Below are 20,743 nucleotides of genomic sequence, written 5' to 3'. Positions count from 1 at the left end.
GCTTGAACCTTTTTGTTACATTTACAGCGTGAAAACATCTACTTCATTAACAAAATTAGCGCTCCAAAAGTTCAAGAAGAACTTTTGGGGCGTTTTTAGTTTTTCATTTTTAGTAGTTTGCGCGCTTATTGCAATTTTTGCCTATGCCATAGCGCCGGATAATTCGCAAGATGCTAACCAGATGCATCTTTCTGTTCACTCAAAACAACCCGGTTTTGCAGTGAAAATGCTTACAGTGCCGGCAGAGCTTAAAGAACAAAATGCCATTTCGGTGTTTTTCTTCGGAAAAAAGAATGCCGATAGTGAAATTCCTATCTCAGCCTATTCAGTAAAAGATTCAATACTTCAAGCAACATTATATACAGGCGATGGCAGCAAAGGACTTCAAAAGGAATATCCTTTAAAATTATTTCCGGAAGCTAAAAGCGTTAAAGAAATTCCTCAAAAGTATATTTCAGAAAAAACGTTTTTACTAGGCACCGATAAATATGGCCGCGACCTTTTAAGCAGAATGCTAATTGGTATCCGAATATCATTGGGCATCGGTTTTGTAGCGGTTTTTATTTCTTTAGTGATAGGAGTTAGTTTAGGTGCAATAGCCGGTTATTTTGGCGGAAAAGTAGATGCAGCCATTATGTGGATTATCAATGTTACGTGGTCTATCCCTACCTTACTTTTGGTAATTGCCATCACTTTAGCTTTAGGGAAAGGTTTTTGGCAGGTTTTTATTGCTGTTGGGCTCACTATGTGGGTTGAAGTAGCAAGAGTTGTAAGAGGGCAGGTAATGGGCGTTAAACAAATGCAATATGTTACAGCGGCAAGAGCTTTGGGGTATAAAGATTTCAGAATTATTACCAAACATATATTACCCAATGCGATGGCTCCTGTCATTATTATTTCGGCGGCTAACTTCGCTTCGGCAATTTTAATTGAAAGCGGGTTAAGTTTTTTAGGAATAGGCGCACAGCCGCCTATGCCTAGTTGGGGAGGTATAATAAAAGATCATTACGCCTATATTGTGTTAGGGAAACCATGGCTAGCCATTATCCCAGGTTTAGCTATTATGAGTTTGGTAACTGCTTTTATGCTAATTGGTAATGCGTTAAGGGACGCTTTAGATGTAAAAACATAAAAGCAAACCACTACACTTAGTCTACTCGTGTATAATTTTCAGAATAATATTTATTGCCCTGTTCATCAAGCGCTATTTGACTAAAAGTACTTTTAGTCATTTCTAGATTAAAACGGAACACTTTTGTAGTGTCTATTATTTTCATCATCTGAAAAGATCCATACTCTAAGCGTTCTTCTAGAGTGCCGTCTTTTACAATATAGTTTCCATAACCAAACCATTCTACAGAATCCTTTGGGTTGTAACGTGTCCACATTACCTTATTATTTGTGTACATTTTAACTTGGCGACTATTTTTATAATTTTCAATTGTATCAACCACCATATTGTTTTTGTACATATATTGATCTTGAAGCTCCCAAACACCTTTGAGAGTGTTTTTTTCTTGTTGATCTGTTGTTGAAGCACTAATTAATATGGTAATAAGGGTTAATCCGAGAATAAGAAAAGTTACATTTTTCATAGGGATAGATTTTAAGTAAAAAAATTAGGTATAGTAAGATACAAAAAATCAACATATTATATATGAATATGGTTTTTGTAAAATTAAGATTTCGCGTAGTTATAAAATAGAAAAGCCATCACAGCTGTGATGACTTTTCGCCCCAAATTTGATCGACCCATTTTTAAGTTGGTCAACCTACTTATGTATAACAAAGCTACTAAAATTTATAAATCTTATATCATAATTTTCATTTTTGTGAAAAAAATAAGGGTTAGTACGTAGGATATAACTCTCTAAAATAGAAATGGTTACTTTATTTTTTGTAAGAAAATTCTATAATTGTTTACTATATTAGTATAGCTTTTCAACTGTAAATACATATAAAACAGTTAAAAAAAAGTAAATTCAGTTTTCAGCGTTTTTAAACATAGTATCTTTAAAAAATTCTTACTGTACTTATGACACTACGTTGGGTAATTTTCATTTCAATATACATTTTAGTCGATATTTATGCTTTTCAAGCCATTAAAACGGTAACTCGAAGTTATTGGGTGTATGGTCTTTGGGTGCTTATTTCACTTCTAGTATTGGGAGCCTTAATTTATCAATTAGGAATTAGTTCTGATAGACTGATAGGTGTAGAAAAAATGTATGTTTTTGGCTTTTTCTTAGTCGTTTTTGTTCCAAAATTAATATTGGTTATTTTAATGTTCGGCGAAGACATTATTCGTTTATTCGTTGGACTTTTTACAAAAATTGGCGGTGGTAGCGAGGCATTTCACCTTCCCTCGAGAAGAAAATTTGTTAGTACCTTAGCATTAGGGATTGCAGCAATACCTTTTGCTTCTTTGTTGTACGGAATGTATAAAGGAAAGTACAATTATAAAGTGCTTAAATATGCGTTGGAGTTTGACGATCTTCCCGATGCTTTTCACGGCTATACTATAACACAGTTGAGCGACATTCACAGTGGGAGTTTTAATGATGAAGAAAAAGTAGCTTACGCAGTTAACTTAGCCAATGAACAAAAAAGTGATGTAATTCTTTTTACTGGAGATCTTGTAAATAATGTTGCAGATGAAATGAATCGTTGGAAAAAAACTTTTTCAACTTTAAAAGCAAAAGACGGGGTGTTTTCAGTTCTTGGAAATCACGATTATGGCGATTATGTAAGTTGGGAAACCGAAACTGCTAAAAATGAAAATCTATCACAATTAAAAGCCCTTCAAAAAGAAATAGGATGGGATTTATTGTTGAACGAAAACCGAACGCTTACACGGGATGGAGAAAAAATTAAGTTAATAGGAGTTGAAAACTGGGGCGAGGGAGGATTTAAAAAAGCAGGTGACCTTAATAAGGCTTCTGAAGGTGTTACAAAAGAAGACTTTAAAATACTAATGAGTCATGACCCATCGCACTGGAAAGCTCAAGTAAAAGAAGATGATAGAAATTACCAACTTACCCTAAGTGGTCATACCCACGGCATGCAGTTTGGAATTGATATTCCTGGATGGATTAAATGGAGCCCGGTGAAATATAGGTATGAAAACTGGGCTGGTATTTATGAAGAATTTGGAAGATACATAAACGTAAATCGTGGTTTTGGCTTTTTAGGGTATCCAGGAAGGGTTGGAATGTGGCCTGAAATTACCGTTATCCAACTTAAAAAACGAGGTAAAGACGCATAATGCGTTGGAAATACTATATTTGTAATAAGATTTATTCAAGAAACACTATAAGCAAATGTCAAAATTTGGAGAATTAATCGAAACGAAACTACCCGTCCTACTTGCATTTTTTGCAGATTGGGATGAAGCTTGTAAAGAAATGCACCCAACCTTACGGGATGCAGCTGCCGCGCTTGGCGATAAAGCAAAAGTTGTAAAAATCGATGTAGATAAAAATCAAGAATTGGCCGAAGCACTTCGCGTTAAAGGATTGCCTACGCTTATGATTTACAAAAACGGCGAAATGAAATGGCGCAAGAGCGGAGAACAAGATGCCAATACACTTATCGGTTTAGTCAAGGAGTATATTTAATCCTTCGTACCTAAGTGTGTTCGCTAACATTTTGATAAAAGTGAAAAATCACATCCTGAACGTCACGACTCACTCTTTGTTTTTCAATTATTATTACCTACTATTTGATTCAAATATCAATAAATAACACTTATGATTTCAGAAATAATTAAAAACAGACGATCTGTTTTTCCAGTTCAATATAACAACCAACCTATTTCAGAAGAAGAAATACAAAAAATAGTAGGAGCAGCAAATTGGGCACCTACACATAGAAAGACCGAACCATGGCGCTTTAAGATTTTTCATTCTGAAACTGCTAGAAAAAAACTAGCTGATTTTTTAGGTAAAACCTATAAAGACATAGTTGAAAACCCTTCAGAATTTAAACAACAAAAAATTGAAGAAAAGCCCATGCAGTCTGCTTGTGTTATTGCTATTTGTATGCAACGCGACCCAAAAGAATCGGTACCTGAATGGGAAGAAATTGCAGCAACTTCCATGGCTGTTCAAAATATGTGGTTAACCGCTCACGACATGAAAATTGGTGGCTATTGGAGTTCTCCGCCATTGAAAGATCATTTGCATAATTTAGTAGCGCTCAATAAAGGGGAAAGCTGTCTAGGCTTTTTCTATATGGGGAAATATGATGAAAACCTCTCCGAAGGACAACGCAAAACTTCCATAGGCGAAAAAACTACTTGGGTTTAATAGAAAAGTTTCTACTTTAATTTTTTTGAAAAAAATTTAAAAAAGGCTAACCATTAAAATTTATAACTAAAAAATTAGTTTAAACTAAGTATTTAGTTTATATTTGATTCCATAATAGTGATACCATGAAACAACTTACAAAAGCAGAAGAAGATATTATGCATATTCTCTGGGAACTTGGAGAAGGCAATGTGGCAGCAATAATTGACGAGTTGCCAGAGCCAAAACCAGCATATAATACTGTTTCTACTATTGTACGGATTCTGGAAAGTAAAGAATTTGTGGATTATAGAAAAGAAGGTCGCGGGCATATTTACTTCCCAAAAGTGAAAAAAAACGAGTACAGTAACCAGTCAATCAATAAATTGGTAGATGGTTATTTTCAAGGTTCGTTTAAGAGTATGGTATCCTTTTTTATGGAGAAGAACGACATCAGTATCAATGAACTGGAAACGATAATGAACGAGATTAATAAAGAAGAAAAGTCATGATACATTATATAGTACAAACTATCGCTTTTCAACTACTGTTTTTGGTAGTCTACGATCTATTTCTGAAAAAAGAAACCTTTTTCACATGGAATAGGATTTATCTTTTGGCAACCCCAATTATAAGCTTTTTGCTTCCTTTATTTAAAATTGAAGCGTTTAGAAACGCAATTCCAGAGCAGTATTTAATACAACTTCCGGCGGTGATTATTGGTGGTGAAACAGCTCAAAAATCCATACAGTTAGATGCCGTTACTATTTCAGAAACAGGTGCATCTTTTTTGACTATTTCAGAAACAGTACAAATTATCTGGTTGCTAGGAATGTTGGTAGCATTAACTCTTTTCAGTTTAAAAGTGATCAAGTTTTATAAGTTAAAACAATCGGGTATTAAAAACGAATTTGAGAACTTGAAAATCATCCAACTACCAAACAGCAAAGCGGCTTTTTCTTTTTTCAATACCATTTTTTTAGGAAGTGATCTTTCAGAAAAGCAAACCGAAAACATTTTACTGCACGAGAAAGTACACGCAAAACAAAAACATACAGCCGATTTGTTATTTTTTGAAGCCTTACGCATCATTTGGTGGTTTAACCCATTGGTGTATGTGTTACAGAAAAAGATAACCGAACTGCAAGAATTTATAGCCGATAGTAGTGTGGCTAAACAGCAAACCAGAAAAGCATATTATCAAAACTTATTATCGCAGGTGTTTCAAACATCGGATATTTCATTTACAAATACATTTTTCAATCAATCATTAATCAAAAAACGAATCGTTATGTTACAAAAATCAAAATCAAAGAAAATTTTTCAACTAAAGTATTTATTACTTATTCCCGTAGTTTGCGCCATGTTGTTTTATACATCGTGTACCAATGAAGCGGACGAAGTAAAAGAGGAAGCAAATTTAGTTTCAAACACTGGCGATAGTGAGGTGATGACCAAAATCAATGAACTTTCCGAAGCTATTATGAAAAAAGGAAACTTGACTCCTGAAGAAGAAAAAGCGTTACAGTTTTTGGCCACAAAAGCAGAACCTGGAGATAAGGTATATACTTCTGTTCAAGAATATCTTGACGAAACTGAGGACGACACAGATGTTCCGTTTGCGGCAATCGATAAAGTGCCTACTTTCCCGGGTTGCGAAGGGATGAGTAATGAAGATGCTAAAAAATGCATGTCTAATAACATAATGCAATTAGTTGTAGACAATTTTAATAGCAAAGTAGGCGATAATGCCAATTTAAATGGAAAGCAGCGCATTTTTGTTCAGTTTAAAATAGACAAACAAGGAAATGTTGCAGATGCCAAAGCGAGAGGGCCACATCCCGATTTAGAGGAGGAAGCACTTCGTGTGGTAAATAAAATCCCACAAATGCTACCAGGTGAGCACAGAGGAAAAAAGGTAGGTGTGCTATATTCATTGCCAATTATTTTTGAAATTAATTAAAATAGGCCTACAGATAAAAATTCAAACCCGAAACAGATCTGTTTCGGGTTTTTTATTGAAGAACTTCATTTTTCAAAGGATAATTGTAATATATGCTTCTATTTTTACTACCGCAGATGCAAATTCTTTTATCCTATTTTGTGTTTTTATATGTTCTTCGGTTTAAAAACCAAAAAAGAATCCCAACTATCAATATACCTGCAATTACAAAGATATACCAATAGGTTTGAGTAGGTTCCTGTGCTAGATCGGTAGTGCCATAATATACAAAAGCACCCCAATAGTAGGGTGATTTTTGTGGGTTGGCTATGTTTTCGTTGTTTAAGTAATCTAAACTTGCTTTATGAAGAGAAATATCCCGGGACCCTGTATTTTTTAAATGCTTATAGTAATTCTCTATTAATTGGGCGGTGCTTTTATCGTTTACCTGCCACAATGAAAACAGTACATTGGGAGCACCTGCATATTGAAAACCGCGAGCCAAGCTAAGCGCACCTTCACCTTTTACAACTTTCCCCACGCCCGTGTCACAAGCACTTAAAACCACCAATTGTTGTGAAAATTGAAGTCCGTACAATTCTTCGAGTGAAAAGGAACTATCGATAAACTGAATGTCCGGTTCGTTGGTAAAGCTTCCCCCTAGCGCGTGGGTGGAAATATGTAAAATAGAATGTGACTTGGCAGCGTCTAAAAACGATTGGGCGGTTGCTTGGTCTCTCATTAGTATTTTGGAAGGAAATAAATTGCCAATTTCTTCTGCTTCCATAACCGAATAATGTAGTTCCTGCGGAGTATCTGTAAAAACCGGAAAGACGCCTAAAACCGATTGCTTTTCTGTAAAACCTTTGTTGTTATTTACATATTGTTGAAACGATACGGCATACGATATTGAGCTCTCGAAAACTAAAAAAGCCATGTCGCTATATTGTTTACTCTGCGTTGTTTTAGTTAATAATGTTTGAAACGGCACAAAAGAAAGTAAACCATCTGGGATGATAAGAAGCCCCTCCGATTTTGGTATTTTCAGTTTGTTGAATAAGGTGTGTGAAGCTGTGGTAAAGACCGAAATATCATTATTTATGGTTGCAGGAGTATTAAAAAATCGGTTGTATTCACGGATGAAAGTTAAAAAGTTTTGATATTCTTTTTTTGAAGAAATCAGCTTTTTAAAGCTTATTTTTTCTTCTGAAACAATAAACTGAAACCCCGTTTCTTCTCCCAGAAAGTAACTTACTAGCATTTTTCCTGTTGTTGAAGCTTTTTGTCTCAGTTTCTTTACCATTGTAGTATCGAAATCTTGATTTTTAGCGTGTTTAACCTGCATACTGTCATATACTTTTCGTTGGTGCGTCAATAATGAGCTATATGTTTTTTGTAGGGAAACCAGTTTTTTATAATCAGGATTAGAAGGGTCACTAAGCTTATTGATTTGATTGTTAACCACTGACAATTTCTCTTGCAGTTTTTGAAACTCGTTTGCTTGTTCGCCCAATTTATTTTTTAAGGTGACAGCTTCAAAAACTACCCAGCCTTTAATTCGATTGTCTAGTTGTATAGCCTTTTCTATCCAGCTTGTATCTTTGGTATCTTGATATTGCGTATAAAGAAGGTTTAGCATTTGCTCAGCTCGACGTTTACTATTTTGTTGCGTCATAATTTTGCTATCCTGAACATACAATTGTGCGAACAGATAGTTGTTTACTGTAAACGCCATTTCAAATGTTTCGATAGCTTTTCTAGGGTTGTCTGTTCGCGTCAGAGTAGATGCGTGCAAGTCCAGTGCATCCATTAGGGTGGTTTCGGCATATAATTGCTCGGCGTTCGGTCTTTCTTGTGCTGTTTTATAACTCGGAAGCAATAACGAATAGACTTTTTGAAGTTCTAAAATAGTATTTTGAGAATCGTTACTTTCAAAATATGTTTCGGCCAATGCTAGGTGTAACTTTGCTCGTTCTCGACTACCGATACTGCGGCTCTGTTCTGCAATTGTAAGAGCGTGTTGTAAAGCTAAAATCGCTTTGTCATAGGCTTGTTCCGAACGATAAATTTGTGCTAAAAGGTGATAGGTGGAACTATTTTTTGATGTAGCTATTAATTTTAAGACTATTTTTTTCGCTTCTTCAACCTGTCCTAACCCAAAATAATTGGTTGCCAAATTAAGTTTTAAATCGGGGTAGTTCGGTGCTTTTTCTATACCTTGCCGTAACAACTGTATGGCTTTTTTATAGGCTCCCCGGTTGTGATACAGGACCGAAAGGTTTAAAATTGCACTGACTTCCTGTTTAGCTTGACCCTTTTCTTGTGCCAAGACCAAATAGTGTTTAATAGTATTTTCGGCTTCGGACAAGGCGCGAGTTTTAATGTAGAGGTTTCCTAAGGGTTTTAAACAATATTCAGTAATATCATATCCACTCAGCTTTTTAGAAAAATAAAGTTGCTTGGCAGTTTCATAATAATCGATGGCATTTTGCAACATACCGTTTTTAAATGCAACATACCCCATATTACAGTAAGCAATTGTTTTGGCCAATTGTACGGATTTTTCGGTAGTTGAAATGGTTTCGAGATATGCTTTTAATTTTTTAGTATGTTGGGATGAAGGCTGTTCTAAATAAACGTCTAGTTTTGTATAAATGGAATCGGTTTCAGCTTGTTGCGAAAAGTTGGGTAACGCCACAAAAAATAGGAGTACTAGGCAAACAATATGACGGTTTAAAATTTCCAAATTGCGTAGGCTTGCAGTTGCGAAGTGGGTTCCTTAAAATTAAATACATACCGTAGCCCAACACTAGGTCCAATACGAACGCCACCCGCATTGATGCCTACAAAAACCCCGCTATTAAAATTGGTAAAGCTATGCGTGCATTCGGTTTTTTGATAAGTATCGTACACATCGTCCCGTATTATGCCTTCTCCCGGAATGTTCAAAAATGCTTCTCCTTCGGTAAAGGTTTCTACTTTATTTTGTAAATCGAGTTGTACTTGCACACCGGCCCCGACCGCTAAAAAATTGTTGAGATTATATCGGTATGAAATGGGCACTGCATAAGCCGTAATATTTTTTTCTTCGTTTTTTTCTGAAAAGCGCATCAGTTCCTTAATCCCCACAGCATTTGTAGTACTGGTTTCAAAGTTTTTTAACTTATCTAAAGAACTTGCAGATAGAAACAATTCGGCCTGAAAATACCCTCGGTATGATTTAAAGGGCGAAATGGTGGCCCCAGCAAAATACTCCTTGCTGTTGTTCCTTGATGGGGTAAAAATATACCCAGCTTTAGCACCAATAGAAACCCCAGGCATAAAACGGGTGGTGCTGTAATTGGTGATAATAGGTTCATTTTTGTCAAAAAAAATGGCTGTTTGGCTACTGGTTTTCGTTTTATGGAAATCATTGCCAAACTTCATCGAATATTTCACAAATCCTTTGGTAGAATCGCGGTCTACCACATTTTTTTGAGCCGTTCCCGGAAGGTATATTTTTTTAAACGTAAAAATGAGTTTGTCTTTTTCATAGATAGTATCCAAGCAGGAATAATTTACTTCCCGTCCTTTTGGACAAATACGGCATTTGGGGTACATATCGCTTACTTGCAACGTGCTTTTGTCAAACATATCTGGCGTGTCCACTTCTAATCGTATGGTATTCGCGGGGCCTTCCCCGTTGTTTTGAAATTTCACCTTAAACTTTACCCGTTTAAAACGGACCAAACGATAATTAAGAACGGTACCATTGGAGGACATTTTATTGGGGTCATGAGAGGTTACAATTTCCAGTTCTGTATCTTTTACGGTATGATTTTGGTAATTTTTATCGGGTACGTAAATGGTTCGTAATGTAGCAATAGCACTGGTGTCTTTCAACATTTCGGGGGTTGTTTTCAAGGTCCTGAAAATATGTCGCTCTTCGCCTGGCTGCATATTGTTAAACTCAATACGCTGGTGGTTTCGATACATTTGTTCCGATTCTTCAAATGTGGCAGGTAAATTTGTGCGTTTGGTTGAATCCTGTTGAATACTAGTGTCTATAAAAGGCTGGTTTTGCCTACTGGCAAGAAAATAACGCGAAGCATCAATATGGGCCACTTCAGCAAAAGCTGGTGTAGAAGGTGCAATAGTTTCGCCATGGTGTAAACGGGTGTCTTCTACTTCAAAATTATCGTCCTTGAATTTTGTATCGTTATAATATAAATATAAAGAACCGTTGGTTACGTAGCTTTTGGTGTTTTTATAACTTGTTATCAAGACCATTTCTTGATCTGGTAAGGGGTCCCGATTGGTTTTGATTATTAGATGTTCCCCTTCTAGGAAGACGGTTGGTTTGGTTTCTTCGGTAAGTGTATTGTCGACACTGGCTTGATCGTTGTTATATGAATCGATTTTTACCCTTTCTGGTCTGCTTTCTGGAGGTTTTCCGTTGTCGTAATTGTTGGTGCTCCATAATCTCGCGGTATAATCGCCCTCCTTTTTATAGGTGTGTTTGGGTTTTTCCTTAAAACTGAAATCACCATCACCAAACTCCCAATAATACGTGTAATACGCTTTTGGAGCTCCAGAAACTTGATTTAAAGGTGGCATTTGAGGATTGAATTCTACTTTATTTCCCTTAACATCGTAAAAAATTGGGGCGGATCTAGTTAGAGTATCTTGGACGGCGGTTTGGCCAACGGCAGTTGTTACCGTTGTAGCAAGACAAAGTAGAAAAACAATAGATTGTATTGCTTTTTGCATAAGTTACAGGTTATTGATATAGGCTATTAAGGTTGTTTCAGAGCCTGATTGCAGGTCTTGGGTAACTGTTATTTTACCATCTTTAGTTATAACAGCACTGGAACCGAACTTAAATTCGGTTTCCGGTTTACTTACAAAAATCACTTCGCTCGGGGTGTTATTGGGTATTTCGTTGTATTGCTCACTAAACACTTTATTTTCGTTGTCAAATTTTGAAAACATCCCAATGGCTGTACTTGTGCCATCATAATACAAAAAGGTATTGCTATTCGAGATATTGTATCCAGCTATTGCTTTATTATAAAGAGTACCTCTTGGTTCTTGGCTGTTATTGTACCGTGCAATACTAAGCCAACCTGTGGTTTGTATAGATGATCTGTAACCTAAGACTACATCGCCCGTAGGATTGGTGTAGGGCTCTTCAAATATGTCTCCTTGTGGCTTTTCTTCCCAAAGGACGTTACAGTCCAAGTGTGGACAACTGGGGGAATGAAAAAGTGAGAGTTCTAAATTTTGGTTTTCCGAAGGAATAAAAACTTGTATATCCTGGTTGAAAATAACCGGTTCATCGTTGTAGGTAACATCTAAAAAAAAGATGCTTTCACTCAGTAAAGGTTCAATGCTTTGATTTTGGTTTAGAGCATTTGTGGAAAGTTGGCAGGCAATAATCTCCCCAGGTTGGTACATCTCAAGCATTGAAATGATTACATCGCCTTCCACCAAAGTACCGTCGGGTTTTGAAAAGGTTTTGGGGTTTATGTTTAAAATGGTTCCTTGATTTGCTACAATTTCAGAAAAGGAAAAATTGGATACTTGAAACCTTTGTACTCTTGGCAATCTGCAATCGTGTGCACTTTGCCTATAAGCTGTACTGTCTATTACAGCTTGCTGATTTGGGTTTTCAATAGGTCCAATATTACAATCCTCACTATCGGAACTACATGATAAAAGGGCAATACAGACATAACAACCCAAAATTGTAAAAAAATACTTCATAACCGGTTAGTTAGTTGCGCCTAAGTTACAAAATTTTAAAAGAGTGCCCCGCTTCCCCTCAAAAGCAGGGCACTAACACTCACATATAGTGAGGCTTAATCTTTAATAAATTTAAAGGTCTGGCTTTGGTTTATACTATTGGCAACCGTTATAAAGTAGATACCTGTTTTTAATGCGGAAACATCTAGGGTAGTTTTTTTGTTACTTCCCTTCAAATTTTTAGATGCTACTTGCTGCCCTAAAACAGAGTGAACCATAAATGACTTAATACTGTCTTGACCTAAATAAACAGTAAGTTGGTCTGTTGCTGGATTGGGATATAGTCCGCCAGTTTTATTATTAATATTATCCTCTGTACCCATTGTAGTACCGCAATCGTTAAGGTTGTATGTATAATTGCTACCAGTAACATTCATAGGACCATCCACAGTGGATACAGAACCTGAACTAACGGAGATGTTAGTCACAGCAATAGAGGTGTGGGGTAAGGTGAGTTCTCTGTTATGACACATATTGAGCTTATCACTTGTTTTTGTAATTTCGGCAAAAGTAACTTGTGTACCTGTGGGAGTGCGGTATCCTGTGGTAAGATAATCTCCTGGAGATCCCTGGTTGTTATTCAAGACAGTTGCCATATCTGGATAATAGATTAGTGGCATTTGCCCGTTCCAAAAATTGTATTCATCACCAGGCATTTCTATATGTGGCGTTAAATATTGGTAGTTTATAGAAATTTGGTTTCCAGTTGCTTTTTCAAACTCATAAACAATAACATTGCTCTGTCCTATTTGATTTACTCCAGCTGCATTTGCCCAATTCTCATTTCTGTCATATCCAAATACTACCAGATTGTTAGAGGAATTTATCGATTCTTTTAAAGTAAATCCATAACGGTCTAGATCGCCTGAATTGATTACCCAAGAAAGACTGTTTATTATCGTTCCATTTGGATCAAATACGGTGATTCCGAAGTTATGCATAGAAGAATAATTGGAAAGCATATAGATATTTCCAGTAGTAGGTTCATAATAGGCATCAACACTTACATCTCTTGAGTTTCCGAAGATATAACTGCTGTTCCATACTGTATTTCCCTCATAGTCAATAAGGTACGCTAGAGCCCCTTGTCTTTCAAAGCCTAGTTGTGTCAAACCTGTAGCACTTCCTGTCAAGAAAAAACCATCACTTGTTTCGGTAATTTTATTAATGAAATCGTAATCACTATTGGAGTTTACCGAAGTATCTACTTCTGTAGTCCATAGTACATTTAGGGAATCATCTACTCGAAGAACATAACCAATATTAAGGTTACACAAATAATCCAAATCATAACAACCACTAAAGAATCCTCCTACTACAAAGCCCGGATCGGAGGTTCCGTTGCCAGTAGCATCGGTATTTGTATAGGCAATATTGAGGCCAGTGGAATTAAAATTTGGTGAAACAATATCGAAATATTTTACATTGAGTACGTTCCCTGTTGCCGCTTCAATTTTTGCAATAAAGGTACGTTTGGTTCCAGCCACGTCTATCGATCCTGTAATTACTACAGTGTCAAACATATTTGCAACATCAAAAACCCTTGCGTTTTGTAGTGAGCTGTCTGAATATTGCTTTGCCCAAACAATGTTTCCATTTTCGTCCATTCTTTTTAAACTGATTTCGGAATTGTTCATGCCAGTGTCAAAAATATTACTTGCGACGATAAAGTCGGTGGTTCCGTCTTCAATAATATCTAAGTTGAGATCGTGATAAATATCGGAATTGCGTTGTACTTGTTTTTGAAAAGTTTGCGCTTGAGCTGTCAAGCAAAACAATCCGATTAATGCGATAAAAAATAATTTTGTTTTCATAATTTGTTCTTTAGTGTTACTATTTGGCACTGATTAGATGCCCTTTCTATTGGTATATTGACGAACTCAGTTTTTGTTACCCCTTTTTTAAAACTTTTTTATCAAGCCCTGTTATAAACAATAAAAAGCCACCTGTTACGGTGGCTTTTTGGCTATCAAACAATCGACTAATCAAAAACCAACAAAATTATGGGAGACTGTTGATGGCCGCTAAAACGTTTTCTAAGGTGTCTGTTTGAGTGTCCTCAATAGTAAAGGTATAGATGTCATTTTCGGCAATGGTTACTCCTTGTGTTGCATATCGCCAGTTATTTCCATCTGCCGACATGAAAATAAGGTGTGCTTCAATGCCAATAGGTATTTGGCCGTAGTGTTCTGTAAATAAATCGTTTACTTCGTCATAGCTATCCAAATTAACCAAGACATTTGCTTCTCCATCAAACGATAGATAGACGGCACTGTTCTCAAATTCGAACCCTTCCGGTACATCGACAAGCAACGTTGTTTTTGGTCTGGGATCGTCGAAAAACTTATCGATGTTGTTCCAACCAAATGCTTCTGCAAATACATAATAGTTTCCTCCTTCAGTATAGATCTGTGCATTGTCTTCTTCTTCCACTTCGTCCCAAGTTAGGTCACCGTTTTCGTCGATGATGCCATTCCATAGTACCATTTCAGGATCGATGCCCCCTGTGTTGTCGCTAGGGACCATTAGCTGGTATTGGCAGCCCATTTCTAATAAATCACCATTCTGTCTTACTTCAATAAAAAACTCGCCACCACTTACCAAAGGAGCTTTATCGCCATTCTGCATTAAACCCATAGTGGGTTTGTTGGTTGTGGCCATGTCGCGTTTTTCATAGAGGTCTATAAAGGTGAGCTCTACTTCGCCGTTGACTAAATCCCCTTCATTGTAAAGACAATTGGGAAATATTTGTATTTCGGCCCCATCGTTGGAGGTAAATTGAACACCATCTTCGGCGTTGAAGATTTTATTTTCAATATGCGTATTCAAAGCGTCATCCCTTAAGGCTGTGAATGATGCTGGGTCGCCTACTGTATATGGCAAGGAGCCATCATCTACCGGTACGGTACTTTCTGGGCTACAGCTTATACCAAACCCTACAAATAGGGCAAGTGAAATAAAGCTGTATACATACTTTCGTGTTGTTCTGTTTGTGCGTTTCATAATTTTTATTTTTTAATGATTACATCCTTATATCAACCGTTTTTTTTTTTTGTTACCCATTAGCTGGTAATTTTTAATTTTATTGGTATTGAAACCATAAAGTACAATAAGAAAAACATTGTACCTTTGAGATAAAACAAACTGGAATAACATTAAACCCTGTTTTTGACAGCAAAAAAAATACATCCCGACCAAAAATACGTAGAAGCACTTCTGACAAATAACCGTGAACTTATAGATGAAATTTATGTCAAATTTGCTCCAAAGATTATTGGCTATGTGCGTAAAAACAGTGGTGATGAAGCTGCTGCCCGCGATATTATCCAAGAATCTTTAATAACCCTGTACGACCAAGCCAAAACTAAAGGATTGCAGCTAACATGTCCTTTCGACGCCTATTTTTTTCTGATCTGTAAACGCAAATGGCTTAATATGCTAAAAAAATCTTCTAATAAAGAGGTAACAATTGAGGAGGAGCGTTTATATATAAGTGATGATGCTGATGAAACAGCGGCATCAACTCAAGAATTTGAAGAACAACAAAACTTATATATAGCCATGCTTTCAAAAATGGGCGATACCTGTAAAAAGATAATTACCTTAGGGTTTTCGTCTATGTCCATGCAAGAAGTAGCAGATCAGCTAAACATTACCTATGCTTATGCTCGGAAAAAAAAGTCGCTCTGCATCAGTAAGTTGACCCAATTAATTAAAAAAAGCCCTGAATACCGGCAGCTAAATAATGGATGATAGTAGTATGGAAACCGAAAAAAACACATTATTTATAGCATATATAGAGAAAACAATGTCGGATTCTGAACGTAGGGCGTTTGTAGAAAGACTTGAAAAGGATACAGCACTCCATGATGAATTTAGTGCTTTTTCGAATATTTATAAGGTGCTAGAAAATCGATTTTCTACTAAGCGAGCTGATGTATTGCAATCCATACAACAAGCAGACACGAACTTTAAACTTTCACAAGATTCAACTATTTCAAAAGGGAAAGTCATACTTTTTAAACCGTGGCATTATGCCGTGGCAGCTACAGTTATATTGGTTGTTGGGTTGTTTTTGTTCAATGACTTTGGTAAACCAACCTATTCCGAATTTGCAACGCAAGACGCTATTTCATTGACAATGCGGGGTAATAGCAACGCAACTGCCAAAGAAGCTGAAACAGCATTTAATAATGGTGACTATAAAGAAGCTTTGACGCATTTTAATAATTTGTTGCAAAATGCACCCGATACTGTTCAATTCCAGTTGTACAAAGCACAAGCATTAATTGAACAGGATAAATTTGAACAAGCTGAAAAGATATTGAAGCATATTTCAGAAGGAAACTCGGTTTACGTTTCAAAATCGCGTTGGTGGATGGCATTGAGTAAATTAAAACAAAAAAAATATATAGAGGTGGAACAAATATTAAACTCCATCGATGCTGATTCCGAAGAATATAGCAAAGCCCAAGAACTGTTGAAGGAGTTGTAGTCTTCAGCGGCCTCTTGGATTACTTTTTTCTACCTATTCTATATAGGCTAAAAGTTTGTGCCTCACTTATAAATTATTCTTATAAATTTGCAGGAGTATGAGAGCGTTGTATTTATGAAGCACCTAATCCTTTATCTTGTTATTGCTGTTACAACGGTTTCTTGTCAGTTTTTTGAAACCGAGAAAATTTCTTCGGAAACTTTTTATGATGAAGAAATTAAAACGATAGACTGGAAAGATGTAGATCAATACCCTGTTTTTAAGTCGTGCGAGGCTTTTTCAGAAAAAGAGGCGCAAAAAAACTGTTTTGAAAATACGTTGGCAACGTCTCTTTTTGAAGCTGTTACTAGTAATAAGGATATGTCTATAAAAGACTTGAGCGATACGGTGTATGTGAAGTTTTCAGTTTCAGAAAAAGGGCAACTTTCCGTAAAAAGTATTGAGATGGATAGTCTAACCCAAGCCGAATTACCTAACTTAAAAAAGAGTCTGCATATTAAAATTGATTCTATAACGTTGATTGCTCCAGCTTACAAACGTGGCATTCCTGTAAAAACCAAATTTACACTGCCCATTGTTTTGCAAACAGACGAGGAATTATAAATTGAACTTATACCCTACCGTAAAATCCACCGGAAATTCGTCACTGCTTTCTCGTCCAATAGCTACAATATCGTTGTATGAGACGGTAAGATAACCATTACCTAATGCAATGTCGGCGCCTAAGCCAAAAGCTCCAGGCGTTTGTAAATCACCTCCAGAACCAGTGATACGCTCTTCGTTTCCACTACCGTTAATAAAAATAACATCACGTGACGCATACGAATAGGCAACAATCTTGGTGTTTACAAAAACGTCTATCGCACTTCTTTTTATAAACTTAAAGCGGTAGTTCAAGGAAAATTCTGAATTTGAAAAGTCATAATCACTGTTTTTCAATAATTGCTTAAACCGAAATACAATGGCATGTCTTTTTAGCTTTACTTCATCTATAATTTCAAAATCTACCCCAAAAGCCGGTAGCACTGTATTATCAGGGTTTGTGTAGTACACATTATTTGAAGCTCCTACAAATGCTCCCAAGCGTGTTTTAAGTTGGATAGATTTTTTTTCAGAAGTATACGTAGAATCTACTTGTTTGTTGTAACGCACAACAAAATCTCGTAAGCTGGGTAAGGTTAATTTTACATCGTCCACTGCAAGCGAAGCATCTGAAGTTTGCAACTGCAACACCTCTTTATATTCTGCTTGGTAATCGCCGTTAACTTTGGTATTTTTTAGTTCGGTTATGGTATTGTCTTTTTGTAAGAAATAGCGATACTCATTATCAATACTATTCCATAAAAGGGTGAGTGGACCGTCAACTTCCTTTTGTAACATATAAGTTTCACCATTTACAGAATATTGTTGCTGAGCTATAGTAGTAATACTGGCTAATATGATGAATAAGAAGAGCAGACGTTTCATAGGGACAAATTTTATAATGCTAAAGTTAACTAAAAGTAATCAATTTGAAGTTACGCTTTAAAACGGCGGCCTTTCCAGTGATAACTCCCTAATAAGCTCATAATAAATACAATTACCATTATAAATGGATATAGTAGACCACTGGCTATAACGTGCAAAATTGATATTAAAGACACTACTTTATTTTTGAAAAGAGCTTTTGTTGAGAAAATAATAAACCCTTCAACTGCTATTTTGATAAGGAGAACAAAAAGATAAAAGTATAGAAACTGTGTGTTGTAAATAATGTAAATCCATCCAAAGGCAATCCAAAGATTAACCATAAAAACAAGTACTCCAATTATTTTTGGAAGCCAACTTTCCTGTTTTGTTGTTTTTGAAGCCCATCGCACCCGTTGATTTATTATTTGTGTCCAGCTTTTTTGTGGTTGAGTTGTTACAATTGCGGTAGCGGTTTTTAAAAAATGTATGGAGTTTGGAGCGTGTTTTTTTATTTTTTCCAATAGAAATATGTCATCACCACTCGCAATATGATTATTTCCAGTAAAGCCCTTTAGTTCGTTAAAAATGGTCTTTTTGTACCCTAAATTAGCACCATTAGATAGAATTTCACGATGCTGTCCAAACCCTCCCATGGTTACAGCTTGTAAGCTCAATCCATCAAACTTTTGAAAAGCTTCAATTAGGCTGCCATTGCTTTTATAAATAACTGGCCCGCAAATCATATTTGGATTATCTTGTTGAATTACAACGTCAAAACATTGTAACCATTTTTTTGGCACAGAACAGTCGGCATCAGTTGTAAGGATCCATTCGTGTTTTGCTTCAGAAATAGCAGTAGCAATTGCATCTTTTTTAGGCGAATTGGAAAACCGCTTGTTTCGAATTATTTTAAAAGGAAACACACAATTTTCTAATGCTTTTGAAACGGTTAATACCGAGTTATCTTCCGATTCATCATCAACAAAAATCACTTCAAACAATTCAGGAGAATAGTTCAGTTGTTTTAATGAAGTAATTAACGTAGGTAAGTTTTCAGCTTCGTTTCTAAAAGGGACAACAATGGTGAATGCAATTTTGGATTCTGTGGTATGCAAAAGCAGTGGTTTTAACCGAACCATTCCTACCCAAATAAATAGTAAAAGTACCAGATAAACGGTGAGCAAAACAAAACCCAATGTCATCATAAGTTTGCGGTTTTATAACGTGCTACAAAAAAACTTCCCACAAATGCGGGGAGAATAAAATTAAGCAGCCACATAGTAAAAACTGTACAAAGTATCGTTAGTTCGTTCACATTTGCCAATGAAAAAAGCCAAACAGCAACGCCTCCTCTCACAACCACGTCAAAAACAAAAAAGGAAGGTAGTATAGAGACTAAAAGGTACATTGCAAATATGAGGGGAATAGCTTGTAAAATTGAAATTTCAGCATTAAAAAACAATAAGATTACATAAAATAAGAAGCTAAAAACAATGTATCGCAATAAGGAATATAACAGCAGTTTCGATTTTAAAGCATACGATAGTTTTTTGATATACTTAAATAGGTTAACAATAGAGAGCCCTTTTATAATAAGCTGTTTTTTTCTGAAAAAATACGTAGCAACAACTACGATTAATAAAACTGAAATTAAAATACTGAGGTTGACGCTTGATATTGGTAAGGAGTAATTTAACCCCAAAAAACAAAGTCCAATACCCCCAAGAAAACAGGTGATGATCATTTGGGCACTATTGCTTAAAAAGTTGAGTAGAAGTATTTCTTTTCTTTTTTCTGAAGGATAAAAAAAGGCTTTGGCACCATAATCACCAATTCGGTTTGGCGTTGGTAAGGATACGGTTAAAGCCATCAAGCTTTGTTTAGTGGCTTCGGAAAATGAAATGATTTTTATTTTTGAAACTACCGTTTGCCATTTCGCTATTTCAAGAAACCAATTAATTCCTGCTAGTAGAATAAAAGCTAGAATGTAAGCGAAGTTTTTCGATTGAATTTCAGAAATAAACAAGTTCCATTTTAGTGTTTCTCCTGAAGTGATTTTATAGTAGATATACGCAAATGTGCTCCCCAGCAACAAAACTTTTAGGGCAACCAGCCAATATTGTTTAGATTTGTGCAATACGGTGCGCATGAGCAACGAAGTTACAGAAAGTTTTTAAATATGAGTTCAGAAAAAATAATCTTGGGTATAGATCCCGGAACCACCATTATGGGTTTTGGACTTATAAAAGTTGTAGGAAAGAAGATGCAATTTCTACAGTTAAACGAACTACAACTTACCAAATACAAAGATCACTACGTGAAACTAAAGCTTATTTTTGAGCGTACCATTGAATTGATCGATACGTTTCACCCAGATGAAATAGCCATCGAGGCGCCTTTTTTCGGAAAAAATGTACAATCCATGCTTAAATTAGGAAGAGCGCAAGGTGTGGCAATGGCGGCCGGACTTTCAAGAGAGGTGCCTATTACCGAATATTCTCCTAAAAAAATAAAAATGGCAATCACCGGTAACGGAAACGCCAGTAAAGAACAGGTCGCCAAAATGTTGCAAAGCACACTTGGATTAAAAGAATTACCTAAAAATCTAGATAGCACTGATGGACTGGCAGCAGCCGTTTGTCATTTCTATAACGAAGGTCGTATTAAAACGGGTAAAAGCTACACAGGTTGGTCTGCATTTGTAAAGCAAAATGAAGATAGAGTGGGCGGTAAATAAACCACCCACCTCTATACTATTTTATCATATCAAACCCACAGTACGGTACT

19 protein-coding genes are annotated in these 20,743 nt (G+C 36.1%); 10 read left to right on the top strand and 9 right to left on the bottom strand.

What is annotated here, in order from left to right; all coding sequences use genetic code 11:
* Positions 1 to 28: 28 nt before the first annotated feature.
* A complete protein-coding gene (locus AACZ92_RS00805; RefSeq protein WP_339695812.1) occupies positions 29 to 1,132 on the top strand; it encodes an ABC transporter permease in 1,104 nt (367 codons plus the stop codon).
* 16 nt (positions 1,133 to 1,148) lie between these two features.
* Here AACZ92_RS00805 and AACZ92_RS00800 read toward each other — a convergent pair whose 3' ends face one another.
* A complete protein-coding gene (locus tag AACZ92_RS00800; protein ID WP_339695809.1) occupies positions 1,149 to 1,595 on the bottom strand; it encodes a hypothetical protein in 447 nt (148 codons plus the stop codon).
* 440 nt (positions 1,596 to 2,035) lie between these two features.
* Between AACZ92_RS00800 and AACZ92_RS00795 the strand changes: the two genes are divergently transcribed.
* From AACZ92_RS00795 to AACZ92_RS00775, 5 genes are all read left to right on the top strand, one after another.
* Complete coding sequence (locus AACZ92_RS00795) at positions 2,036 to 3,265, top strand: metallophosphoesterase (protein ID WP_339695806.1); 1,230 nt, start codon at positions 2,036 to 2,038, stop codon at positions 3,263 to 3,265.
* A gap of 55 nt (positions 3,266 to 3,320) precedes the next feature.
* Positions 3,321 to 3,617, top strand: a complete 297-nt coding sequence (locus tag AACZ92_RS00790; RefSeq protein ID WP_339695803.1) for a thioredoxin family protein — start codon at positions 3,321 to 3,323, stop codon at positions 3,615 to 3,617.
* 132 nt (positions 3,618 to 3,749) lie between these two features.
* Positions 3,750 to 4,307 (top strand): nitroreductase, encoded by a 558-nt coding sequence (locus AACZ92_RS00785; RefSeq protein ID WP_339695800.1) that lies wholly within the window; start codon positions 3,750 to 3,752, stop codon positions 4,305 to 4,307.
* A gap of 125 nt (positions 4,308 to 4,432) precedes the next feature.
* Positions 4,433 to 4,798: a BlaI/MecI/CopY family transcriptional regulator gene (locus AACZ92_RS00780; protein WP_339695797.1), complete on the top strand. Its 366-nt coding sequence runs from the start codon at positions 4,433 to 4,435 to the stop codon at positions 4,796 to 4,798.
* Entirely contained in the window at positions 4,795 to 6,249 is a 1,455-nt protein-coding gene (locus tag AACZ92_RS00775) for a M56 family metallopeptidase (protein WP_339695794.1), read from the top strand. The genes AACZ92_RS00780 and AACZ92_RS00775 overlap by 4 nt, the downstream gene beginning before the upstream one ends.
* A gap of 133 nt (positions 6,250 to 6,382) precedes the next feature.
* Here the strand turns inward: AACZ92_RS00775 and AACZ92_RS00770 are convergent, their stop codons facing one another.
* The 5 genes from AACZ92_RS00770 to AACZ92_RS00750 all read right to left on the bottom strand — a co-directional run bounded on the left by AACZ92_RS00770 (position 6,383) and on the right by AACZ92_RS00750 (position 15,015).
* Entirely contained in the window at positions 6,383 to 8,974 is a 2,592-nt protein-coding gene (locus tag AACZ92_RS00770; protein WP_339695791.1) for a CHAT domain-containing protein, read from the bottom strand.
* Positions 8,962 to 10,977 (bottom strand): PKD domain-containing protein, encoded by a 2,016-nt coding sequence (locus AACZ92_RS00765; RefSeq protein ID WP_339695788.1) that lies wholly within the window; start codon positions 10,975 to 10,977, stop codon positions 8,962 to 8,964. The genes AACZ92_RS00770 and AACZ92_RS00765 overlap by 13 nt, the downstream gene beginning before the upstream one ends.
* A 3-nt stretch (positions 10,978 to 10,980) precedes the next feature.
* Positions 10,981 to 11,973: a hypothetical protein gene (locus AACZ92_RS00760; RefSeq protein ID WP_339695785.1), complete on the bottom strand. Its 993-nt coding sequence runs from the start codon at positions 11,971 to 11,973 to the stop codon at positions 10,981 to 10,983.
* Between the two features lie 95 nt (positions 11,974 to 12,068).
* The gene (locus AACZ92_RS00755; RefSeq protein ID WP_339695782.1) at positions 12,069 to 13,826 is read right to left on the bottom strand and encodes a T9SS type A sorting domain-containing protein; all 1,758 of its coding nucleotides are present in this window, start codon (positions 13,824 to 13,826) and stop codon (positions 12,069 to 12,071) included.
* Between the two features lie 187 nt (positions 13,827 to 14,013).
* Positions 14,014 to 15,015 (bottom strand): hypothetical protein, encoded by a 1,002-nt coding sequence (locus tag AACZ92_RS00750; RefSeq protein WP_339695779.1) that lies wholly within the window; start codon positions 15,013 to 15,015, stop codon positions 14,014 to 14,016.
* A gap of 165 nt (positions 15,016 to 15,180) precedes the next feature.
* On the opposite strand from AACZ92_RS00750, the gene AACZ92_RS00745 reads away from it, so the two are divergent.
* The 3 genes from AACZ92_RS00745 to AACZ92_RS00735 all read left to right on the top strand — a co-directional run bounded on the left by AACZ92_RS00745 (position 15,181) and on the right by AACZ92_RS00735 (position 17,110).
* A complete protein-coding gene (locus AACZ92_RS00745) occupies positions 15,181 to 15,765 on the top strand; it encodes a sigma-70 family RNA polymerase sigma factor (RefSeq protein ID WP_339695776.1) in 585 nt (194 codons plus the stop codon).
* Positions 15,758 to 16,507 carry a tetratricopeptide repeat protein gene (locus tag AACZ92_RS00740; protein WP_339695773.1) on the top strand — a complete coding sequence of 250 codons (750 nt, stop codon included), beginning with the start codon at positions 15,758 to 15,760 and terminating at the stop codon, positions 16,505 to 16,507. Before AACZ92_RS00745 ends, AACZ92_RS00740 begins: the two co-directional genes overlap by 8 nt.
* 114 nt (positions 16,508 to 16,621) lie before the next feature.
* Positions 16,622 to 17,110 carry a hypothetical protein gene (locus tag AACZ92_RS00735; protein ID WP_339695770.1) on the top strand — a complete coding sequence of 163 codons (489 nt, stop codon included), beginning with the start codon at positions 16,622 to 16,624 and terminating at the stop codon, positions 17,108 to 17,110.
* Here AACZ92_RS00735 and AACZ92_RS00730 read toward each other — a convergent pair.
* From AACZ92_RS00730 to AACZ92_RS00720, 3 genes are read right to left on the bottom strand one after another with little or no spacing between them, the layout of a single operon-like run.
* Positions 17,105 to 17,974: a hypothetical protein gene (locus AACZ92_RS00730; protein ID WP_339695767.1), complete on the bottom strand. Its 870-nt coding sequence runs from the start codon at positions 17,972 to 17,974 to the stop codon at positions 17,105 to 17,107. The genes AACZ92_RS00735 and AACZ92_RS00730 overlap by 6 nt on opposite strands.
* Positions 17,975 to 18,024: 50 nt before the next feature.
* Positions 18,025 to 19,161 (bottom strand): glycosyltransferase, encoded by a 1,137-nt coding sequence (locus tag AACZ92_RS00725; protein WP_339695764.1) that lies wholly within the window; start codon positions 19,159 to 19,161, stop codon positions 18,025 to 18,027.
* On the bottom strand, positions 19,158 to 20,105 hold the full coding sequence (locus AACZ92_RS00720) for a lysylphosphatidylglycerol synthase domain-containing protein (protein WP_339695761.1): 948 nt from the start codon (positions 20,103 to 20,105) through the stop codon (positions 19,158 to 19,160). Before AACZ92_RS00720 ends, AACZ92_RS00725 begins: the two co-directional genes overlap by 4 nt.
* A 30-nt stretch (positions 20,106 to 20,135) precedes the next feature.
* Here AACZ92_RS00720 and ruvC point away from each other — a divergent pair, with 30 nt between their 5' ends.
* Positions 20,136 to 20,693 carry a crossover junction endodeoxyribonuclease RuvC gene (gene ruvC / locus AACZ92_RS00715; RefSeq protein ID WP_339695758.1) on the top strand — a complete coding sequence of 186 codons (558 nt, stop codon included), beginning with the start codon at positions 20,136 to 20,138 and terminating at the stop codon, positions 20,691 to 20,693.
* Positions 20,694 to 20,743 lie beyond the last annotated feature (50 nt).

Origin of the sequence: uncultured Marixanthomonas sp., assembly GCF_963974425.1 — a bacterium.
Lineage (GTDB): Bacteria > Bacteroidota > Bacteroidia > Flavobacteriales > Flavobacteriaceae > Marixanthomonas.
Note: the sequence above shows the minus strand (reverse complement) of the source record. Positions and strands in the feature narration are given on the sequence as shown.

Bases quoted from the DNA above. Each gene is read 5' to 3' on its own strand.
- AACZ92_RS00800 (WP_339695809.1), bottom strand. From the start codon at position 1,595: ATGAAAAATGTAACTTTTCTTATTCTCGGATTAACCCTTATTACCATA.
- AACZ92_RS00795 (WP_339695806.1), top strand. From the start codon at position 2,036: ATGACACTACGTTGGGTAATTTTCATTTCAATATACATTTTAGTCGAT.
- AACZ92_RS00790 (WP_339695803.1), top strand. From the start codon at position 3,321: ATGTCAAAATTTGGAGAATTAATCGAAACGAAACTACCCGTCCTACTT.
- AACZ92_RS00785 (WP_339695800.1), top strand. From the start codon at position 3,750: ATGATTTCAGAAATAATTAAAAACAGACGATCTGTTTTTCCAGTTCAA.
- AACZ92_RS00780 (WP_339695797.1), top strand. From the start codon at position 4,433: ATGAAACAACTTACAAAAGCAGAAGAAGATATTATGCATATTCTCTGG.
- AACZ92_RS00775 (WP_339695794.1), top strand. From the start codon at position 4,795: ATGATACATTATATAGTACAAACTATCGCTTTTCAACTACTGTTTTTG.
- AACZ92_RS00765 (WP_339695788.1), bottom strand. From the start codon at position 10,977: ATGCAAAAAGCAATACAATCTATTGTTTTTCTACTTTGTCTTGCTACA.
- AACZ92_RS00760 (WP_339695785.1), bottom strand. From the start codon at position 11,973: ATGAAGTATTTTTTTACAATTTTGGGTTGTTATGTCTGTATTGCCCTT.
- AACZ92_RS00755 (WP_339695782.1), bottom strand. From the start codon at position 13,826: ATGAAAACAAAATTATTTTTTATCGCATTAATCGGATTGTTTTGCTTG.
- AACZ92_RS00750 (WP_339695779.1), bottom strand. From the start codon at position 15,015: ATGAAACGCACAAACAGAACAACACGAAAGTATGTATACAGCTTTATT.
- AACZ92_RS00740 (WP_339695773.1), top strand. From the start codon at position 15,758: ATGGATGATAGTAGTATGGAAACCGAAAAAAACACATTATTTATAGCA.
- AACZ92_RS00735 (WP_339695770.1), top strand. From the start codon at position 16,622: ATGAAGCACCTAATCCTTTATCTTGTTATTGCTGTTACAACGGTTTCT.
- AACZ92_RS00730 (WP_339695767.1), bottom strand. From the start codon at position 17,974: ATGAAACGTCTGCTCTTCTTATTCATCATATTAGCCAGTATTACTACT.
- AACZ92_RS00725 (WP_339695764.1), bottom strand. From the start codon at position 19,161: ATGATGACATTGGGTTTTGTTTTGCTCACCGTTTATCTGGTACTTTTA.
- AACZ92_RS00720 (WP_339695761.1), bottom strand. From the start codon at position 20,105: ATGCGCACCGTATTGCACAAATCTAAACAATATTGGCTGGTTGCCCTA.
- ruvC (WP_339695758.1), top strand. From the start codon at position 20,136: ATGAGTTCAGAAAAAATAATCTTGGGTATAGATCCCGGAACCACCATT.